This is a genomic window from Zhongshania antarctica, from assembly GCF_014202945.1.
GTDB classification, from domain to species: domain Bacteria; phylum Pseudomonadota; class Gammaproteobacteria; order Pseudomonadales; family Spongiibacteraceae; genus Spongiibacter; species Spongiibacter antarcticus.
The window spans coordinates 306,329-322,006 of sequence record NZ_JACHHW010000002.1 but is presented as its reverse complement, the minus strand read 5'-3'; the positions used below and the strand labels follow the sequence as shown (position 1 = coordinate 322,006).

The following is a 15,678-nucleotide window of genomic DNA, read 5'->3' as shown; positions in this document are numbered from 1 at the left end:
GCAGTGAATATCGCCGCACTAGAAAAAATGTTGGCCAAAGGCAATGACAGTGCAATATTGCGCTTTGGGCTCGGCAAGGCGTATCTTGATGATGGCAATGCGGAACAAGCCATTGAACATTTCCAGCAGTGCGTCAGCATCGACTCGAGCTATTCCGCGGCGTGGAAGTTGCTCGGTAAAGCCCTGCAGCATATTGGCGAACCCGAGAAAGCAAAAGCGGCCTGGCAACAGGGTTTAGTTAGCGCTCAGGAAAAAGGCGATAAACAAACCGAAAGAGAAGTCACCGTATTTTTAAAGAAATTGAGTAAGGTGGTAAAGGAGTAACGCCAGCACATCTATGGTATTTGTTTACAGGGAGTAAGCTGATGTCTGACATAGAAACAATGATTACGGCGGTCATCAGCTGCGAAGGCGGCTACGTCAATTACCCCGCCGAGCGTCGTAACTTCTATTTTAAATTGCTTGAAGCGCGGCCCTCCCAGCAAGTTTTTTTAAACGTTGCTTAAATCGACTCGCCGAATTTGACGCTGGCGACAGACGCATAGTGTGAGTCGCATTAGTATGTTAGAAATAGAGTTTGCGCGGCGCTTTACATTGGGTCACGCAGTATTGTTGTGAGATGTGCTAATGATTTCCAAACTACCTCGGTGGGTGGAGTACGGGGCTTTTGTTCTGGCGTTTGTGGCTGGAAATGTGAATGCCGTCGGCCTTATGGGGTTTCAGCACCAGTCAATTTCCCATCTTTCTGGAACGGCAACATTGCTGGGCACTGGTTTAGCCAGTGGCACGTTTAACAATGCCATGCACTTGCTAGGGGTCTTGCTCAGCTTTCTTTGTGGCGCTGCTATTTCTGGGCTTTTTCTGTCTAGCGGCGCCCTAAAATTAGGTCGGCATTACGACTCCTTGTTGGTGCTAGAGGGGAGCTTGCTACTGCTCTCAATTTATTTTCTTAATAACGGTTCATTGCTGGGTCATTACACTGCGTCTGCCGCGTGTGGCTTGCAAAATGCGTTAGTTTCAACCTATAGCGGTGCCGTGGTGCGAACGACTCACGTCACGGGAATTTTTACCGACTTAGGCTTAATGTTAGGCGCGAAATTGCGAGGCGCCGGCTTCGATCGGCGCAAGGCACTACTTTTTATCTTAATTATTTTTGGTTTTATTCTCGGCGGCGCACTCGGCGCTTATTTGTTCAGCCAGTGGCAGTTTTTCGCCCTCGGTTTACCGGCAGGGATGTGTTTAATACTGGCTCTCGGCTACCGAATTTATCGTGTTGCTGCGCTGCAAAAATTACGTGCATCGTAATCTGAATATTAGTGACATTAAGGAAGCAGGGGGGAGAATATGGACGAGAAATTTTGGCATAAAAAATGGGAGAGCAACGACATTGCATTTCACGCGGCGACGCCTAATCCCTTATTGCTAAGCTATTTTGATCAGCTGGGCCTCGCGAATAATGCGAGGGTGTTTTTACCACTGTGCGGAAAAACGCTGGATATTGGCTGGCTGCTGAACCAGGGCTATCGCGTGGCGGGTGCCGAGCTAAGCACCATCGCCGCCGAAGAATTATTTTCTGAGCTGGGTCTTACGCCAACGCGATCTGAGCTTGGTGGAGTGCAGCGTTATCAGGCCCACCATTTGGATATCTTTGTTGGCGATATTTTTGCGCTAAATTCAGAATTACTTGGTCCGGTAGACGCCATCTACGACCGCGCAGCCTTAGTTGCCTTGCCAGATACTCTGCGAGCGGCCTACACCACGCTGCTAAAAGCAATAACGCACACCGCGCCTCAGTTATTAATTAATTATGACTACGACCAAACCGCGCAGGCAGGGCCACCGTTTTCAATTAGCGATGCTGAATTGGCAAGCCATTATCAAGCGGCGTATCACGTGAAATTACTCAGTAGCGACGCTGTGGCCGGTGGGTTGAAAGGCAAGTGCCCTGCCTTAGAGAAGGTTTGGCTGCTATTGCCAAGGTAGATCAATAAAAGAGTTGTTAGCGCGAATGACTGTTTTGTGGTGCCGCGCTAGCTAATTTGAATTCCGCAATTGGGATTTTACGAATCGTTCGCCAGCGCGTCAGCAGTCGTACTTTGGCTCGGTTACTTCGACAGGAAACCGAGATGAGTTATCTGAAGTGGGCTAATCGTCTGCGTTATACGGCACAGCAATCTATTTAAGACCTGCGGTATCGGTAGTCAAAAAGGGCGCGGGTCCGGTGACGGGCGCCCTTTATTATATTGATAGGCCTTAAATCATTTCCTTCATCAACGCCTGCAAGGCCGCTTCGCGATTACCGAGTAATTCTTGATACTCGCCAAGCATGTTTTGCTTGTCTTTCAGCTTGGCCATTTGCGGGCCGTAGTCGCTGCTGAGTTTGGTCTTTAGCTCGTCTTCGACTTCGCTGAGCTTGGCTTTGATTTCAGCGCCAAGCACGCCGCCTAAAATACTGTCGAGGTTAGATTTTAGTTTGATCGCGGGCTCATTCACGGTGCCGTTGACGCTCAAGTCCATGACCAAGCGGCTGACGTCTTCAAGTGCGGCGGCCAGTAGGTTGGCGGTTTTATTGTCGGCGGCGGCGTTGGCAACCAGGAGTTTTGCTTGGTTAACCAGGCCTTTGGCGGAGCCTTTGAGCGTGTCGCCGTCTATGCCGAAGTTAGCGCTAATATTGGCAATGCCTTTTTCCAATTGCAGGGGCAGCTCTGGGCTTTGGGACAGTGAAACACCAGACAGCGCCAGCTCCTTTAATGCCATATTGAAAACGCTTTTTAAGGTGTTGTTGCGCTGGTCAAATATACCGTCAATCACGAGTTGGGATTTCTGTTCCATGCCGCCACGCAGGGCCATGGTGATGGGTTTGTTCCAGTAGTCTTGCTGGTCGGTGACGTCGTTGATTTCACCTGAGTAAGCCAGTTTTTCACCGCCAATGACTTGGTAGCCGTCGATGAGGATTTGGCGGATGAGCAGTTTCACTGGCAATTCCGTTGGTGCTTCGGCGGGAGCGGTTTCTTTTGCCGCCATATTGCCCATGGTTTCTTGGTAGAGGCTTAGGCCGCGCTGTACAAAGGTATTTACTTCGTCGCCAAGCAGGAAGCGCAGCATGCCTTCGCTGCCTTGGTCTAATCCGTATTTGGAGAGCATGCGCTTAGACTGATCGGCGGGCAGATTGGCGGCCCGCAGCGTCAGACTCTTCACTTCGGCAGAATCAGTTTTGAGGTCTTCATTTAAGGTTTTAAATTGTTTGAGATCGCTTTTAATGTCGTCGCGCAATTGCTTGGCGCCTGCGATGCGCTCGATCATGTTTTTCGTTTTAAGCTCATTCCAGCGTGTTTGGTAGGCTTCTATTTGGGCCTGTTCGGGCAGCTCGGTGGTTTTGGTTTCCCAGCGATTTTGGATAGTGCTAAAGCCGTTTTGAATCGCGTCGACCTCAGCTTGAATGGTGGCCTGCTCTTCGGCGAGTAGCGCGCTGGGGTCAGGCATCGTAATGCCGGGCAAACCGCTTTCGCTTTCAGGTTTTGCTGGCGGCAGCTTGCCGTCTAAGGTGCCGGGTGTGCTGCGCTCGGTGTACATTTGCAGGCCAGACAGCACAACTTGGTCGGCAATAAACTGCATTTTTAGCAAGGCCTTGGTGTCGACGTCGGCAGATACCTTGGCGCTTTGCAGTAAATTGCGCATGGGCTCTTGGGGGTTGGCGACGGTGAGGCCATTGAGAGCGACATGGGTGGGGTAGAGCTTAATATCGACGCTGTCGACATCGACCCGCGCGCCAACTTGCTTGCTGCCCTCGTGCTCAATCATAAATTTGGCGATGGGTTCCAGCGCGAACACCACGCCAATAACGGTAACGGCCAGCAGGGCGATAACGCCGCGAAGAATCCATTTGAACATACCAGTTTGTCTCCAGGTTTATCATTGGTGCATCAGATTGTAGCGCTGAGCGCTACTTGAGATATTTTTATACCTGATCAGAAAGTTTCAGACCAGAATAGTGTTGAAAAGTGCAATTAGCTATAAAAATTAAAGGCTTACTATGAATTTAGCTTGCGCAATTGGTAACCGTCGCGATGGCTGGCATGGCGGTAGGCGGCCTGTGCGGCGAGGCCGGTCGCCTGATTAATGCCGCACCAGAGCAGCCTAGTGTGGTCATTGCTATTGCCATGGCGCCATAAGGCGAAGTCGCCATGGTGTTCACGGTCTATGTTGAGCAAGCCAATACTACGCCGCTTGTCTTTGTGCTGTTCAATGTCTGGGCAAGGGTCTTGTAGGGTGATGATTCTGCCAGCAACCGCCACCACGCTATTAATCAATACGCTATTAGGCAGTAGTAGCGCGACCATATCACCGCGCTGGGGCGGGCTTTGTCGCCCGGCGGGTAACTGTAATTGGCGGAGGTTCAAACCCTCACAGCGCCAGTGCTGGGCAATGCTGTTTAGCGGCATTTTTGCAATGCGCAGATCACTGCGGGCGTGGCTGATACACAGTGCGATTGTTGCGGGCGCGGTGATGACCTTGCCATTGCGCAGGACTACCGTGCCGGATTCAAGCTGGCAGTCACAGCGGCCGCAATTGCCGTTGCGGCAGCTGCGGGCAACCGGTAATGCTGCGGTGAGGCATTGCTTTAGAAGATCGTCGCTGTCGTTGATATTTAGGCTAAGCGCGGTGTCAGCCACCGTTAAGCACAAACTCGCCATTAGCCTTTGGTCAGGTATTCGGCATGCAGGCGAGGCAATAATTGCTGCAGCGCCAGCGCGCGGTGACTGATTTGGTTTTTTTCGGCCTTATTGAGTTCAGCCGAACTTTTAGCGAGTTCGGCAATAAAAAACAGTGGGTCGTAGCCAAAGCCATTGTCGCCGCTTGGCTGTTCAAGAATAGTGCCCCGCCACTGACCTTCGCAGACGATAGGGGCGGGGTCGTCGGCGTGGCGGACAAAGGCCAGCGCGCAGTGGAAGTGAGCGCGACGTTGGGTGTTGCCAGTGAGCGCGAGCAAAAGCTTGGCATTATTGCTAGCGTCGTCAGCGTTAGTTCCGGCGTAGCGGGCGGAGTAGATTCCCGGTGCACCGTCGAGGGCGTCGACACACAGGCCCGAGTCGTCGGCCAGCGCAGCGCAGCCACTTTGGCGGGCAGCATTGCGGGCTTTTAAAATGGCATTTTCGATAAAACTGAGGCCGGTTTCCTCCGCCTCTTCCACCTTGTAGTCGGCTTGGCTGCGCAGTTCAATACCAAGTCCGCTAAGAAGGTCATTCAGTTCTTGGAGTTTGCCCCGGTTGCCGCTGGCGAGAACGACGATGTGCTTGGCTGTCACTTTGTTACTCCGCCTATTTGTCTAGGTATAGCATTTTAATGAATTGAATGTCGTAGCTGGGCTTGTCGTCGACATTGACTTGGAGACGGAAATCCCGGCGCTCGTCATTGCTAATGGCGAACTCGGCAATATAGTAGACGGCGTCCTGCTCAATGACTTCACGAAAATCCAATGGGGTTCGGTGGATCAGATCCGACTGGGTGCCACTGATGTTGGCGCGCAGGGCAATATTGTCGGGACCACTCTGGCGGCGCACCGACACGTTGATCAGGAATTTGTTTTTACCGCGCACAATGCCATAGCTGCGCGCGACCTGGGGCGTGAGGAAACTGGTGTTCAATACGCTGAAATGGACAGTGTCATTGCCAAACTGCTTGCTGGTTTCCGTCACCGGTGGGGTTTCTTGGGCTTGGCTCGCTGCACTAAAGCACAGTAGCAAGCCAAGGCTGACGGCGGAGAAAAAGCGATATGCAAAACTCATAGTGAATACTCTATTGGACGGTTCATTTACTAATGTGATAGACCGCGGTAACGCCAAGCAAGTTCGGGAAGCGGTCGGCGAGTGGACTTTGATTATTGTCGGCGCCGATCACTGCGCTATTTAGCACGCGGATCTGCTTGTCGGCACACAGTGCTTCAAAATCTTTTACGGTACAAAAGTGAATATTGGGGGTGTCGTACCAAGTATAGGGTAAGAATTTTGATACCGGCATTTTGCCGCGCTGGCTTAAATACCAGCGGCTGCGCCAGTGGCCAAAGTTCGGGAAGGTGACAATACATTCACGGCCGACACGGAGCATTTCGTCGATGACCAAATGCGGGTAGCGCAGGGTTTGCAGGGCGAGGGTCATCACCACCATGTCAAAACTGTTGTCGCGGAAATTGCCGAGTCCAACGTTGAGATCGTGTTCAATGACATTCACACCTTGAGCCAGAGACTGAGTGATGTTGTCGGGGTCGATTTCAAGACCGATGCCGGACACGTTCTTCTGTTTGGCGAGGGTTGCTAGCAGCGTACCGTCGCCGCAGCCAAGGTCGAGTACGCGGCTGCCTTCATTAATCCACGGCTGAATCAGGGTAAGGTCAAAGCGCATGGCCGAGCTCCTGTTTAAGGCGTTTCATATACGCGTGGAAAACATCCATATACCGCGGGATCGGGATTAAAAACGCATCGTGGCCGTGGTCGGCTTCGATTTGGGCATAGCTCACGGGTTTATTGGCAGCGACGAGCGCGTCGACTATTTCCCGCGAGCGGGCCGGGGCAAAACGCCAGTCGGTGGTGAAGGAAATCACCATAAAAGAACACGTGGCGTGACTAAAGGCTTCGGCGGGATCGTCGTTATATTCCCGGGCCAAGTCGTAGTAGTCCAAGGCCTTGGTCATCAGCAGATAGGTATTGGCGTCAAAGCTGCCGGAAAAGGCCTCGCCCTGATAACGCAGATAACTCTCTACCTCAAATTCGACATCGCTGTCTGAGCCAGAGCCGAGCGTCAGATTGCCGGTTTTTAATTCCCGGCCAAACTTCTGCTTCATGCCATCTTCAGATAAATAGGTGATATGGCCAACCATGCGCGCCAGTGCCAAGCCCTGACGAGGCAGGGTGTTGTGTTCTAGATAGCGGCCCTCAAAGAAATTGGGATCCGAGGTAATCGCGCGTCGGGCAATTTCGTTAAAGGCGATATTTTGGGCTGACAACTTCATGGCCGATGCAATGACAATGCAGTGGCGCAGGGCGTCGGGGTGTTCTAGCGCCCAACGCATTGCCTGCATGCCGCCGAGGCTGCCACCGATTATCGCCGCCCACTGAGTGATGCCAAAGTGCTGCATCATCAGGTACTGGCTCTCTACCCAGTCGCGACAGCGCAGCGGTGGAAAGTCTGGCCCCCAGGGTTTGCCGGTCTCTGGATTGATGGCCGTGGGGCCAGTAGAGCCATTGCAGCCGCCAATATTATTAATGCTCAGAACAAAGAACACATTGGTGTCGATGGGTTTACCGGGGCCAATACAGCTGTCCCACCACCCCGGTTTGCGATCGTCGGGATGATGAATGCCCGCCGCGTGGTGATGACCGCTGAGGGCGTGGCAGATCAGTACGCCATTGGATTTGTCGGCGTTTAGCTGGCCGTAGGTCTCGTAAATAATATCGTGTTCGGGCAGCGCGCGCCCACAAGCCAAGGTCAGGGGCGTATCGAAATGCAGGGTTTGCGGCACCACAATGCCGACGCTGCCATTTTGTTCCTGTGTCATCTAGACCATTTTCCTTATAGTGCTTGGGCTTGGTACTGGATTGCGCCGTTTATTTTACGTTGTCGGCTAGGGCTTCGGGAATACTCGTCGGCGCCTGAATTTTCAGCGTTTTTTGACGGCTTTGACTGCCCGCGCGGAGGCTTACACGCTGCTTGCTTACGCCAAAGGCGGCGGCAACAAATGCGATCAAACTTGCATTGGCTTTACCGTCTGTTGCCGCTGCGGTAATTCTGATTTTGAGCCGATCACCGTGCTGACCTGCGAATTCATTGGCGCTGGCTTTGGGCTGAATATGGCAGAATAAAATTAAATCGTCATCCTGCCATTGGTAGTACTGCGCGCTGACCACCGTGTTGCTGTTTTATAGACCCATGACCAGTGCCGGGTGCAAGCCGGCGCTGGCCGCCATATGGCGCAGTAGCACCTCAAGCACATTGATAATTAAAAACACAAATATCGGCGATAAATCGAGACCGCCCATTGGTGGCACGAGTTTGCGAAACGGCGCCATGACCGGCTCGGTGATTTGAAAGAGCAGGCGTGCTGCGGGGTTGCTGCCGCCTTGGGCAACCCAACTCATAATGATATTGCCGATAATGGCGAAGAAATAGAGGTTGAGCAGGGCGCTGCAAATGCCGAGTACCGACCAAATAAGTAATTGGCCTATATTGGGCAGGCGGCCGCCGTAAATCTGAAACAGAATGGCAATACCAACCGCTTGCACCAGCAGGGCTAACAGTAAAGAGGCGGTGTCGACTTTACCGACACTGGGAATGATTTTCCGCAGCGGCAGCACCAAGGGGTTGCTGACTTTCACCACAAACTGCGAAATTGGGTTGTAATAGTCTGCTTTCACCAGCTGTAAAATCATGCGTACTAAAAACAAGGCAATACCGAGGCTGACCACGGTATTGAGTAGCAGTGTCGTAATTTCGTTAACAGCACTCATTAAAACTATTCTCCATCCAGTTCAAGGGCGAGTTCTTCGGCGCGAAGGCGAGCGCCTTCTAAGGCTTGGCTGAATAAACCCTCCAAGCCGCCGTCTTGCAGCAGCTTAATAGCACGCTCAGTTGTGCCTTTGGGTGAGGTTACTCGGCGGCGTAATTCAGCCGCGTCGACATCGCTGCTTATGGCCATTTGCGCGGCGCCTAGCGCGGTTTGCAAGGTGAGCTGCTTGGCAACCTCGGGGCTAAGCCCCATTGCCATGCCTTTGGCTTGCATGGCTTCCATCACTAAAAAGAAATACGCCGGCCCGCTGCCAGACAGGGCGGTAACCGCGTCTAATTGGGCTTCATTGTCTACCCACAGTGCCAGTCCTACCGCTTGCAGAATTTGCTCCGCTTGTGCGCGTTGGGTGGCGTTGACCTTGGCGTTGGCAAATAAACCGGTGGCACCGCTGCGCACGAGCGCTGGGGTGTTGGGCATGCAGCGCACAATGGCGGTATTGCCCCCTAACCAGCCGTTTAAACTGCCGCTGGTGACACCGGCGGCAATGGTGATGATGAGCGGTTGCTGTTCCTTCACACTCGCGGCGATGTCGCTGGCAACGATTTTCATGATCTGTGGCTTTACTGCCAAAATGACAATATCAACCGCCGCAATTAAGGCGTGATTGTCGCTGCCGGTGTGCACGGGAGCGACCTCGCGGAGTTTATCTAAGCTTTCGGTATTTGGGTCACTGGCCCAGATTTGCTCGGCTGGAAAGCCGCTGGCCACAAGGCCGCCAATGATACTGGCGGCCATATTGCCGCCACCGATAAAGCCAATACGCATTGTACTCACCACGTTGATCCTTGTTTTCTGATGCACGCTGTCAACCGCTTAAGGGTGACGCGGGGAATTTGCCGACGGCAGTATATCAGCCCTGTTTTGATACTGGCAGTGAATGCGCCTTCAATCGGGCTTTACCACTGCTCGCGGGCCAAAAATATCGCTGCCAATGCGCAGTATGGTGGCGCCTTCGGCAATCGCCGATTCCATGTCCCCAGACATGCCCATCGACAAGGTGTCCAGTTGCGCCTCGGGGAAACGCTGGCGCAGGGTATGAAGCAGCTCGCGCACCGCGGCAAAATTGCGGCGTTGCTGCGCCGGATCGCGGGTATTGGCGGGGATCGCCATTAAACCGCGTAAACGCAGGCGGGGCTGGTTTAGGGCCAGTTCTGCCAGCGCCGAAATCTCATTAATGGCGGCGCCCGCTTTACTGGCTTCGTCATTAATATTGACCTGTAGGCAAATATTGAGTGGTGTGAGCTGTGGCGGGCGCTGGTCGTTAAGACGGCAGATGATTTTTGCCCGGTCGACACTATGTACCCAGCTGAAGTGTTCGGCAATATCGCGGGTTTTATTGCTTTGGATGGGGCCGATGAAGTGCCAGCAAATGTCGTGATCTTGAAGTTCGCTTTGCTTGGCTAGGGCCTCCTGCAAATAATTTTCGCCGATATGCTGGGCTCCCGCCGCCAGCGCTAGCCGGATTTCGGCCGCGCTGCGGGTTTTGCTGACGGCCATCAAGGTGGGTTGCGGCGTGTTGGGGTGGAAAAGATTATGGGTGGTCGCTATCCGAGCCTGAATCGCTGCTATATTACTTACTATGGTATTGGCTGTTGTCATAGGGAGATTATGCCCGATCTCTGTCTAAGCGTCGCTTTTCAGGACCTTGGACGGCAAAATAAAAACATTGTGCTGTACGCCAGCGCCGTCGCATTATAAGGTTTTGAATCTGGTGCTGCCTGCGCAGGCGGTGCTGTGCGGTTTTGATGTGTTTGAGGAATTTCATGGATATTACCGAATTATTGGCTTTCAGTGCGAAACAAAATGCATCTGACTTGCACCTTTCGGCGGGTTTGCCGCCGATGATCCGGGTAGACGGCGATGTCCGTCGTATCAATTTACCGCCTCTTGAGCATCGTGAAGTTCACAGCCTGATTTACGAAATAATGAACGACCGGCAGCGTCGGGACTTTGAAGAATTTTTGGAAACAGATTTTTCCTTTGATGTGCCTGGTGTGGCCCGTTTCCGGGTAAACGCCTTTAATCACAATCGTGGCGCCGGTGGCGTATTCCGGACGATTCCGTCTAAGGTTTTGTCTATGGACGACCTTGGCATGGGACAGGTGTTTAAAGATATATCAATGTTGCCGCGGGGGCTGGTTTTGGTCACCGGGCCAACGGGCTCGGGTAAATCCACCACCTTGGCGGCAATGATCGATTACATCAATGACAATAAATTCGACCATATTTTGACCATTGAAGACCCGATTGAATTTGTGCATGAATCTAAAAAATGCCTGATTAACCAACGTGAAGTGCACCGCGATACCCACGGCTTTAATGAGGCCTTACGCTCGGCGCTGCGCGAAGACCCTGACATTATTCTGGTGGGCGAATTGCGTGACTTAGAGACCATTCGTTTGGCCCTGACTGCGGCAGAAACAGGTCACTTGGTGTTTGGCACCTTACACACCACCTCAGCAGCCAAGACGATTGACCGGGTTGTCGATGTCTTCCCTGGGGATGAAAAATCCATGGTGCGTTCGATGCTGTCGGAATCTTTACAGGCGGTTATTTCGCAAACCTTGTTGAAGCGGCCCGAGGGCGGTCGAATAGCCGCTCATGAAATCATGATTGGTACCCCGGCAATTCGTAACCTGATTCGGGAAGACAAAGTGGCGCAGATGTACTCGGCAATTCAGTCGGGCGCCGCGCTGGGTATGCAGACCATGGATCAGTGTTTGAAAGAGCTATTGGCTAAGCGCAAGATCAACCGCGATGCGGCTCGTTTGAAAGCGCGTTTCCCGGAAAACTTCTAATGGCGCGAATAAAACGACGTAGCCTGGGGATGGCAAAGTGGAAATAGAAAAACTGCTAAAGATTATGCAGGATAAAGGTGCCTCGGATTTATTCATTTCGGCGGGGGTGGCGCCGTCGATTAAAATTAATGGCCAAATGATTCCCATGAGCAGCAATGCTTTGAGTCCCGAGCAAGCGCGAGAAGTCGTACTGGGAGTGATGAACGATCAACAGCGCCGGGAGTTTGTGCGGGACAAAGAATGTAATTTTGCCATTAGCTCTCGGGGCATTGGCCGCTTCCGGGTTAGCGCATTCTACCAGCGCAATTTGGTGGGCATGGTGCTGCGGCGTATCGAGACCAAGATACCGACTAGCGATGAGTTGGGCTTGCCAGAGATTGTTAAAGAACTGGCAATGACCAAGCGCGGGCTGATTGTTTTTGTTGGTGCTACCGGCACCGGTAAGTCGACGTCACTGGCGTCAATGATTGGTCACCGTAACGAGAACTCGCGTGGACATATCATTACGGTAGAAGACCCTATTGAGTTTGTGCACCAGCATCACGGCTGTATTGTAACTCAGCGCGAAGTGGGTATTGATACCGAGTCTTTTGAAGTTGCCTTGAAAAACATGCTGCGCCAAGCGCCCGATGTCATCATGATCGGCGAGGTTCGAACCCGAGAGGCCATGGAGCAAGCGATTACCTTTGCTGAAACCGGGCACCTCTGTTTGTGTACTCTGCATGCCAATAATGCCAACCAGGCATTAGACCGGATTATCCATTTTTTCCCCGCGGACAGGCATCCGCAGTTGTGGATGGATTTGTCGCTAAACCTCAAAGCAATGATCGCCCAGCAGTTGGTCCCTACCCGTGATGGTCAGGGGCGACGGGCTTGTGTTGAAGTGTTACTGAATACACCGCTGGCCTCCGACTTGATTCGTAAAGGCGATGTGACGGGCATTAAGGACTTAATGCGCACTTCCACCGAGCAGGGCATGCAAACCTTTGATCAAGCCCTCTATGACCTGTATCTGGCTGGCGAAATCACCTATCAGGATGCAATTGCCCACGCCGATTCGGCCAATGATTTACGCTTGTTGATTAAGCTTGGAGCGGACAATGACCCAGAAAAAATGAAGTCGCTAGCCGGTGGTTTAAGCATGCAGGAAGACGAGAACGACAATCGTCCGAGCTCGGGCAATAATGTTAGGCGGCGCTAGCCCCGCATCCAGCTTTCTAAAATAATCACTGCGCTGCGGCTGTCGACGCCTTGTCCTTTGAAGTCGCGGGAGCCGCTGTCGGCAATAATATCGCCTTTGGCTTCGAAGCTAGATAGGCGTTCATCGGCAAAGTGCACTGGCAGACCAAAGCGGCCGTGAAGGCGGTTGCCAAATTTGCGGGCGCGGTGAGACATCTCTGATTTACTGCCATCCATATTCAGTGGCAGGCCAACCACAATGGCATTGGGTTGCCAGGTTGCAAATAAGTTGTCGATATCTTCCCAGCGGGGAATCCCGTCTTTGGCGGTGACGGCGCCCTGTGGTGAGGCGGTGCCCGTTAGGGTTTGACCCACCGCACAGCCGATCCAGCGCAGGCCAAAATCAAAGCCGATAAGGGTTTGGGGTTTTGCTGTCATGGGTCGCTGTTCCTAAGAAGGGTGGCGTTCTGGTCATATTTCAGTGGTGAGAACACCCGCTAGGCGTGACCGCTGTCCGAGCCAAGTTGGCTGAAGGTAATTCCCAGCGCCGCCAGCGCCGCGTCTACTTTCTGATCTGAGGGCACATTAAATAGCACTTCTTCACTGGCAGGTAGGGTCAGCCAGGTATTGTTTTGAATTTCCTCTTCTAGCTGGCCAGCGTCCCAGCCGGCGTAGCCAAGCGCGATTAGGCATTGGCTGGGGCCACGGTTAAGCGCAATGGCCTCAAGAATATCCAGTGAGGTCGTCAGCGCGACGGTGTCAGTAACTTCAATACTGGCCTGCCAGTGCTGATGGTCGCGGCGGTGAAGGACAAATCCGCGATCAGTGTGCACCGGACCACCGGCGAATACGGGTTCGCGATGGTCAAAAATCTGACCGTCAATTTCAAGTTGTTCGAGTATTTCGTCTACCTCCATACCGAGAGGGTGATTAATGACAATGCCCATGGCGCCTTGATCATCGTGTTCACAAAGATAGGTAATACTGTGGGTAAAGATGCCATCCCTCAAGCCGGGAAGGGCGATAAGGAAGTGGTTTTTGAATGACGGGAAGGCACTTTGGTTCATGTTACTGAGTATGGATTAAGTTGTGGTAAACACAAGAATAAAGCCCTTAGTTCAGGCTGGCCTTTAGCCCTTGGCGCTCAAAACGCCAGGTGCGAACGATACCGAGGCGATTTTTTCCATCTAAAACCTCGGCGGGAATGGCCTCATAGGGCGCGGCTTTCCGGACAATACGATGGGCCGCTTGGTCGAGTACCGCACTGCCCGAGCTACTGAGAATACGCACTTCGTCGATTCGGCCGTCGGGCATCAGCATCAGTAACAAGCGCAATTCGCCCTCTATGCCTTTGCGCCGTGCTTCCTCTGGATAATTGGCGTTGCCAATGCCTTCTATTCGCTGTTCCCAGCGATTGAGGTAGAGGGCGTCCGGCGAGCCTTTGGTGGCTACTGACGTAATGAATTTTGGCCTCGGCATCCGTGCATAAGACTGATTAAGCTTGTCGAGTTGAGCCTCCAAAGACGCAATATTGTCGCTTAACTCAGTGCTGTCGTCACTGCCCTGCCATTGCTGCTGTTGCAGAACCATGCGGGTATTGCGCTCGGTGCTGCTACGGGTGTTCTTCGCGGTACTCGTCAGCTCCGGCGACGGTGCGTGCTGAGGGGTATTTTTGGCAAGTTTAAGCGCACTTTCGCTGGCGGTGGCGTCGTGAAAAGCGCTGTCGGACATACTGCGGAGTTCGGCTTTTTGGTCGAGGCTACCACTGCCGATTTGATCGTATTGGGCAAGATAATCGGCCTCGGCAGGTGCGTCTTTGCTGCGGTATTGCGCTAAGGTGATCTCCAGACTGGGTAGTTTTATACGGGCATCTGCTGGGGCGAAGTTTAAGCCCAAGATAACGGCCAAATGCATGGCAGTGGCGACGATAATGATAAAACCAAGCCGCTCTGGTGGCGGCTGATCCTCAATAAATACAAGCTCATTACCCATGCGTTGGGGCCGACACAGCTAATTTGGCGGCGATGCAATCCATAAGCTGGCCTGCGATATCGGTGCCGAATTGATCGTCTATTTCCCGGATACAGGTGGGGCTGGTGACATTGATTTCGGTGAGATATTCGCCAATAACGTCCAAGCCAACAAAGAGTAGGCCTTTTGCCTTGGCAATGGGGCCGACTTCAGCCGCAATGCGACGGTCGCTGTCGCTGAGGGCTTGGGCGCGGCCGGTACCGCCAGCGGCCAAATTACCACGGGTTTCACCCTTGGCGGGGACGCGGGCAAGGCAATAGGGTATGGGCTCACCATCAATTAACAAAATACGTTTGTCACCATCTTTAATTTCCGGCACATAGACTTGGGCCATAATGGTGGTTTGGCCGTGATTGGTGAGGGTTTCCAGGATCACCCCGACATTGGCGTCGTCAGCGCGGAGCCGGAAAATAGAACTGCCACCCATGCCGTCTAAGGGTTTCATGATCACGTCGCCATGCTCGGCATGAAAGGCGCGCAGGCGTTTTTGATCCCGGCTAACCAAGTGGACAGGCCCGAGCTGTGGAAACTGCAGGGCAAATAGTTTTTCGTTGCAGTCGCGGAGGCTCTGGGGCTTATTGACCACCCAGGCACCCTGCGTTTCGGCCAGCTCTAGGATATGGGTAGCGTAGAGAAATTCATTGTCAAACGGCGGGTCTTTGCGCATCAGAATAACGTCGAGTTCGCCGAGGCTGATATCTTTGCTGTCGCCTAGCTCGTAGAAATGCTGGGGGTCTTTAAATACCTGGAGTGGACGGCTGGTGGCACGGGCCTGGCCACCACTGACGTATAAGTCGGCAATGGTCATGTAATGTATTTGCCAATTGCGTTCAGCGGCAGCCCACAACATGGCGAGTGTAGAATCCTTTTTGTACGTAATATGATCAATGGGATCCATTACAACACCCAAACTAATTGTCATTTTGATACCTATGTCGAAAACTTCGCGGAAAGGGGTTTCTTATACGGGCCTGCTGAGCTAATAATTAGCCCTCACAGAATACCGCTAAAATAGCGCATTATCGCAAGTTCAGGCAATTTTGCATTAGTGATCTACTTTGCGATGATGGTGTTGGAGCGGATTCCGTGTAAAAATCAAATGAGTGTGCG

20 protein-coding genes are annotated in these 15,678 nt (G+C 52.7%); 6 read left to right on the top strand and 14 right to left on the bottom strand.

Going from position 1 to position 15,678, the window contains the following annotated elements; genetic code table 11:
• Positions 1-3 precede the first annotated feature (3 nt).
• The 4 genes from HNQ57_RS04345 (at position 4) to tmpT (ending at position 1,983) form a co-directional block, all read left to right on the top strand.
• On the top strand, positions 4-324 hold the full coding sequence (locus tag HNQ57_RS04345; protein WP_184461393.1) for a tetratricopeptide repeat protein: 321 nt from the start codon (positions 4-6) through the stop codon (positions 322-324).
• 41 nt (positions 325-365) lie between these two features.
• Positions 366-506 carry a hypothetical protein gene (locus HNQ57_RS04340; RefSeq protein ID WP_184461392.1) on the top strand — a complete coding sequence of 47 codons (141 nt, stop codon included), beginning with the start codon at positions 366-368 and terminating at the stop codon, positions 504-506.
• A gap of 121 nt (positions 507-627) precedes the next feature.
• The gene (locus HNQ57_RS04335) at positions 628-1,305 is read left to right on the top strand and encodes a YoaK family protein (protein WP_184461391.1); all 678 of its coding nucleotides are present in this window, start codon (positions 628-630) and stop codon (positions 1,303-1,305) included.
• Between the two features lie 39 nt (positions 1,306-1,344).
• Entirely contained in the window at positions 1,345-1,983 is a 639-nt protein-coding gene (gene tmpT, locus HNQ57_RS04330) for a thiopurine S-methyltransferase (protein WP_184461390.1), read from the top strand.
• A 270-nt stretch (positions 1,984-2,253) separates the two neighbouring features.
• On the opposite strand, the gene HNQ57_RS04325 is transcribed toward tmpT, so the two are convergent.
• From HNQ57_RS04325 to HNQ57_RS04280, 10 genes are all read right to left on the bottom strand, one after another.
• The gene (locus HNQ57_RS04325; RefSeq protein WP_184461389.1) at positions 2,254-3,891 is read right to left on the bottom strand and encodes a TIGR03545 family protein; all 1,638 of its coding nucleotides are present in this window, start codon (positions 3,889-3,891) and stop codon (positions 2,254-2,256) included.
• Between the two features lie 140 nt (positions 3,892-4,031).
• Complete coding sequence (locus HNQ57_RS04320) at positions 4,032-4,694, bottom strand: 2Fe-2S iron-sulfur cluster-binding protein (RefSeq protein WP_184461388.1); 663 nt, start codon at positions 4,692-4,694, stop codon at positions 4,032-4,034.
• Complete coding sequence (rdgB, locus tag HNQ57_RS04315; protein WP_184461387.1) at positions 4,694-5,305, bottom strand: RdgB/HAM1 family non-canonical purine NTP pyrophosphatase; 612 nt, start codon at positions 5,303-5,305, stop codon at positions 4,694-4,696. Before rdgB ends, HNQ57_RS04320 begins: the two co-directional genes overlap by 1 nt.
• Positions 5,306-5,318: 13 nt before the next feature.
• On the bottom strand, positions 5,319-5,786 hold the full coding sequence (locus HNQ57_RS04310; RefSeq protein ID WP_184461386.1) for a DUF4426 domain-containing protein: 468 nt from the start codon (positions 5,784-5,786) through the stop codon (positions 5,319-5,321).
• A 22-nt stretch (positions 5,787-5,808) separates the two neighbouring features.
• Complete coding sequence (gene metW / locus HNQ57_RS04305; protein WP_184461385.1) at positions 5,809-6,399, bottom strand: methionine biosynthesis protein MetW; 591 nt, start codon at positions 6,397-6,399, stop codon at positions 5,809-5,811.
• Positions 6,389-7,552 (bottom strand): homoserine O-succinyltransferase MetX, encoded by a 1,164-nt coding sequence (metX, locus tag HNQ57_RS04300; RefSeq protein ID WP_184461384.1) that lies wholly within the window; start codon positions 7,550-7,552, stop codon positions 6,389-6,391. Before metX ends, metW begins: the two co-directional genes overlap by 11 nt.
• 49 nt (positions 7,553-7,601) lie before the next feature.
• Positions 7,602-7,901, bottom strand: a complete 300-nt coding sequence (locus tag HNQ57_RS04295; protein ID WP_184461383.1) for a DUF167 family protein — start codon at positions 7,899-7,901, stop codon at positions 7,602-7,604.
• 12 nt (positions 7,902-7,913) lie between these two features.
• Complete coding sequence (locus HNQ57_RS04290; RefSeq protein ID WP_184461382.1) at positions 7,914-8,501, bottom strand: YggT family protein; 588 nt, start codon at positions 8,499-8,501, stop codon at positions 7,914-7,916.
• 5 nt (positions 8,502-8,506) lie between these two features.
• Positions 8,507-9,325, bottom strand: a complete 819-nt coding sequence (gene proC, locus HNQ57_RS04285; protein ID WP_221301586.1) for a pyrroline-5-carboxylate reductase — start codon at positions 9,323-9,325, stop codon at positions 8,507-8,509.
• 120 nt (positions 9,326-9,445) lie between these two features.
• Positions 9,446-10,159 (bottom strand): YggS family pyridoxal phosphate-dependent enzyme, encoded by a 714-nt coding sequence (locus HNQ57_RS04280; protein WP_184461380.1) that lies wholly within the window; start codon positions 10,157-10,159, stop codon positions 9,446-9,448.
• A gap of 164 nt (positions 10,160-10,323) precedes the next feature.
• Here HNQ57_RS04280 and HNQ57_RS04275 point away from each other — a divergent pair, with 164 nt between their 5' ends.
• The gene (locus tag HNQ57_RS04275; RefSeq protein WP_184461379.1) at positions 10,324-11,358 is read left to right on the top strand and encodes a type IV pilus twitching motility protein PilT; all 1,035 of its coding nucleotides are present in this window, start codon (positions 10,324-10,326) and stop codon (positions 11,356-11,358) included.
• 37 nt (positions 11,359-11,395) lie between these two features.
• The gene (locus HNQ57_RS04270) at positions 11,396-12,559 is read left to right on the top strand and encodes a PilT/PilU family type 4a pilus ATPase (RefSeq protein WP_184461378.1); all 1,164 of its coding nucleotides are present in this window, start codon (positions 11,396-11,398) and stop codon (positions 12,557-12,559) included.
• Here the strand turns inward: HNQ57_RS04270 and ruvX are convergent.
• Genes ruvX through gshB form a run of 4 tightly spaced genes read right to left on the bottom strand, consistent with a single transcriptional unit; the run spans position 12,556 to position 15,490 of the window.
• Positions 12,556-12,975, bottom strand: coding sequence for a Holliday junction resolvase RuvX (gene ruvX, locus HNQ57_RS04265; protein ID WP_008252618.1), 420 nt, complete (start codon positions 12,973-12,975; stop codon positions 12,556-12,558). The genes HNQ57_RS04270 and ruvX overlap by 4 nt on opposite strands.
• Positions 12,976-13,034: 59 nt before the next feature.
• The gene (locus tag HNQ57_RS04260; RefSeq protein ID WP_184461377.1) at positions 13,035-13,604 is read right to left on the bottom strand and encodes a YqgE/AlgH family protein; all 570 of its coding nucleotides are present in this window, start codon (positions 13,602-13,604) and stop codon (positions 13,035-13,037) included.
• 46 nt (positions 13,605-13,650) lie between these two features.
• Complete coding sequence (locus HNQ57_RS04255; protein WP_184461376.1) at positions 13,651-14,529, bottom strand: energy transducer TonB; 879 nt, start codon at positions 14,527-14,529, stop codon at positions 13,651-13,653.
• Positions 14,522-15,490, bottom strand: coding sequence for a glutathione synthase (gene gshB, locus HNQ57_RS04250; RefSeq protein ID WP_184461375.1), 969 nt, complete (start codon positions 15,488-15,490; stop codon positions 14,522-14,524). Before gshB ends, HNQ57_RS04255 begins: the two co-directional genes overlap by 8 nt.
• Between the last annotated feature and the right edge of the window lie 188 nt (positions 15,491-15,678).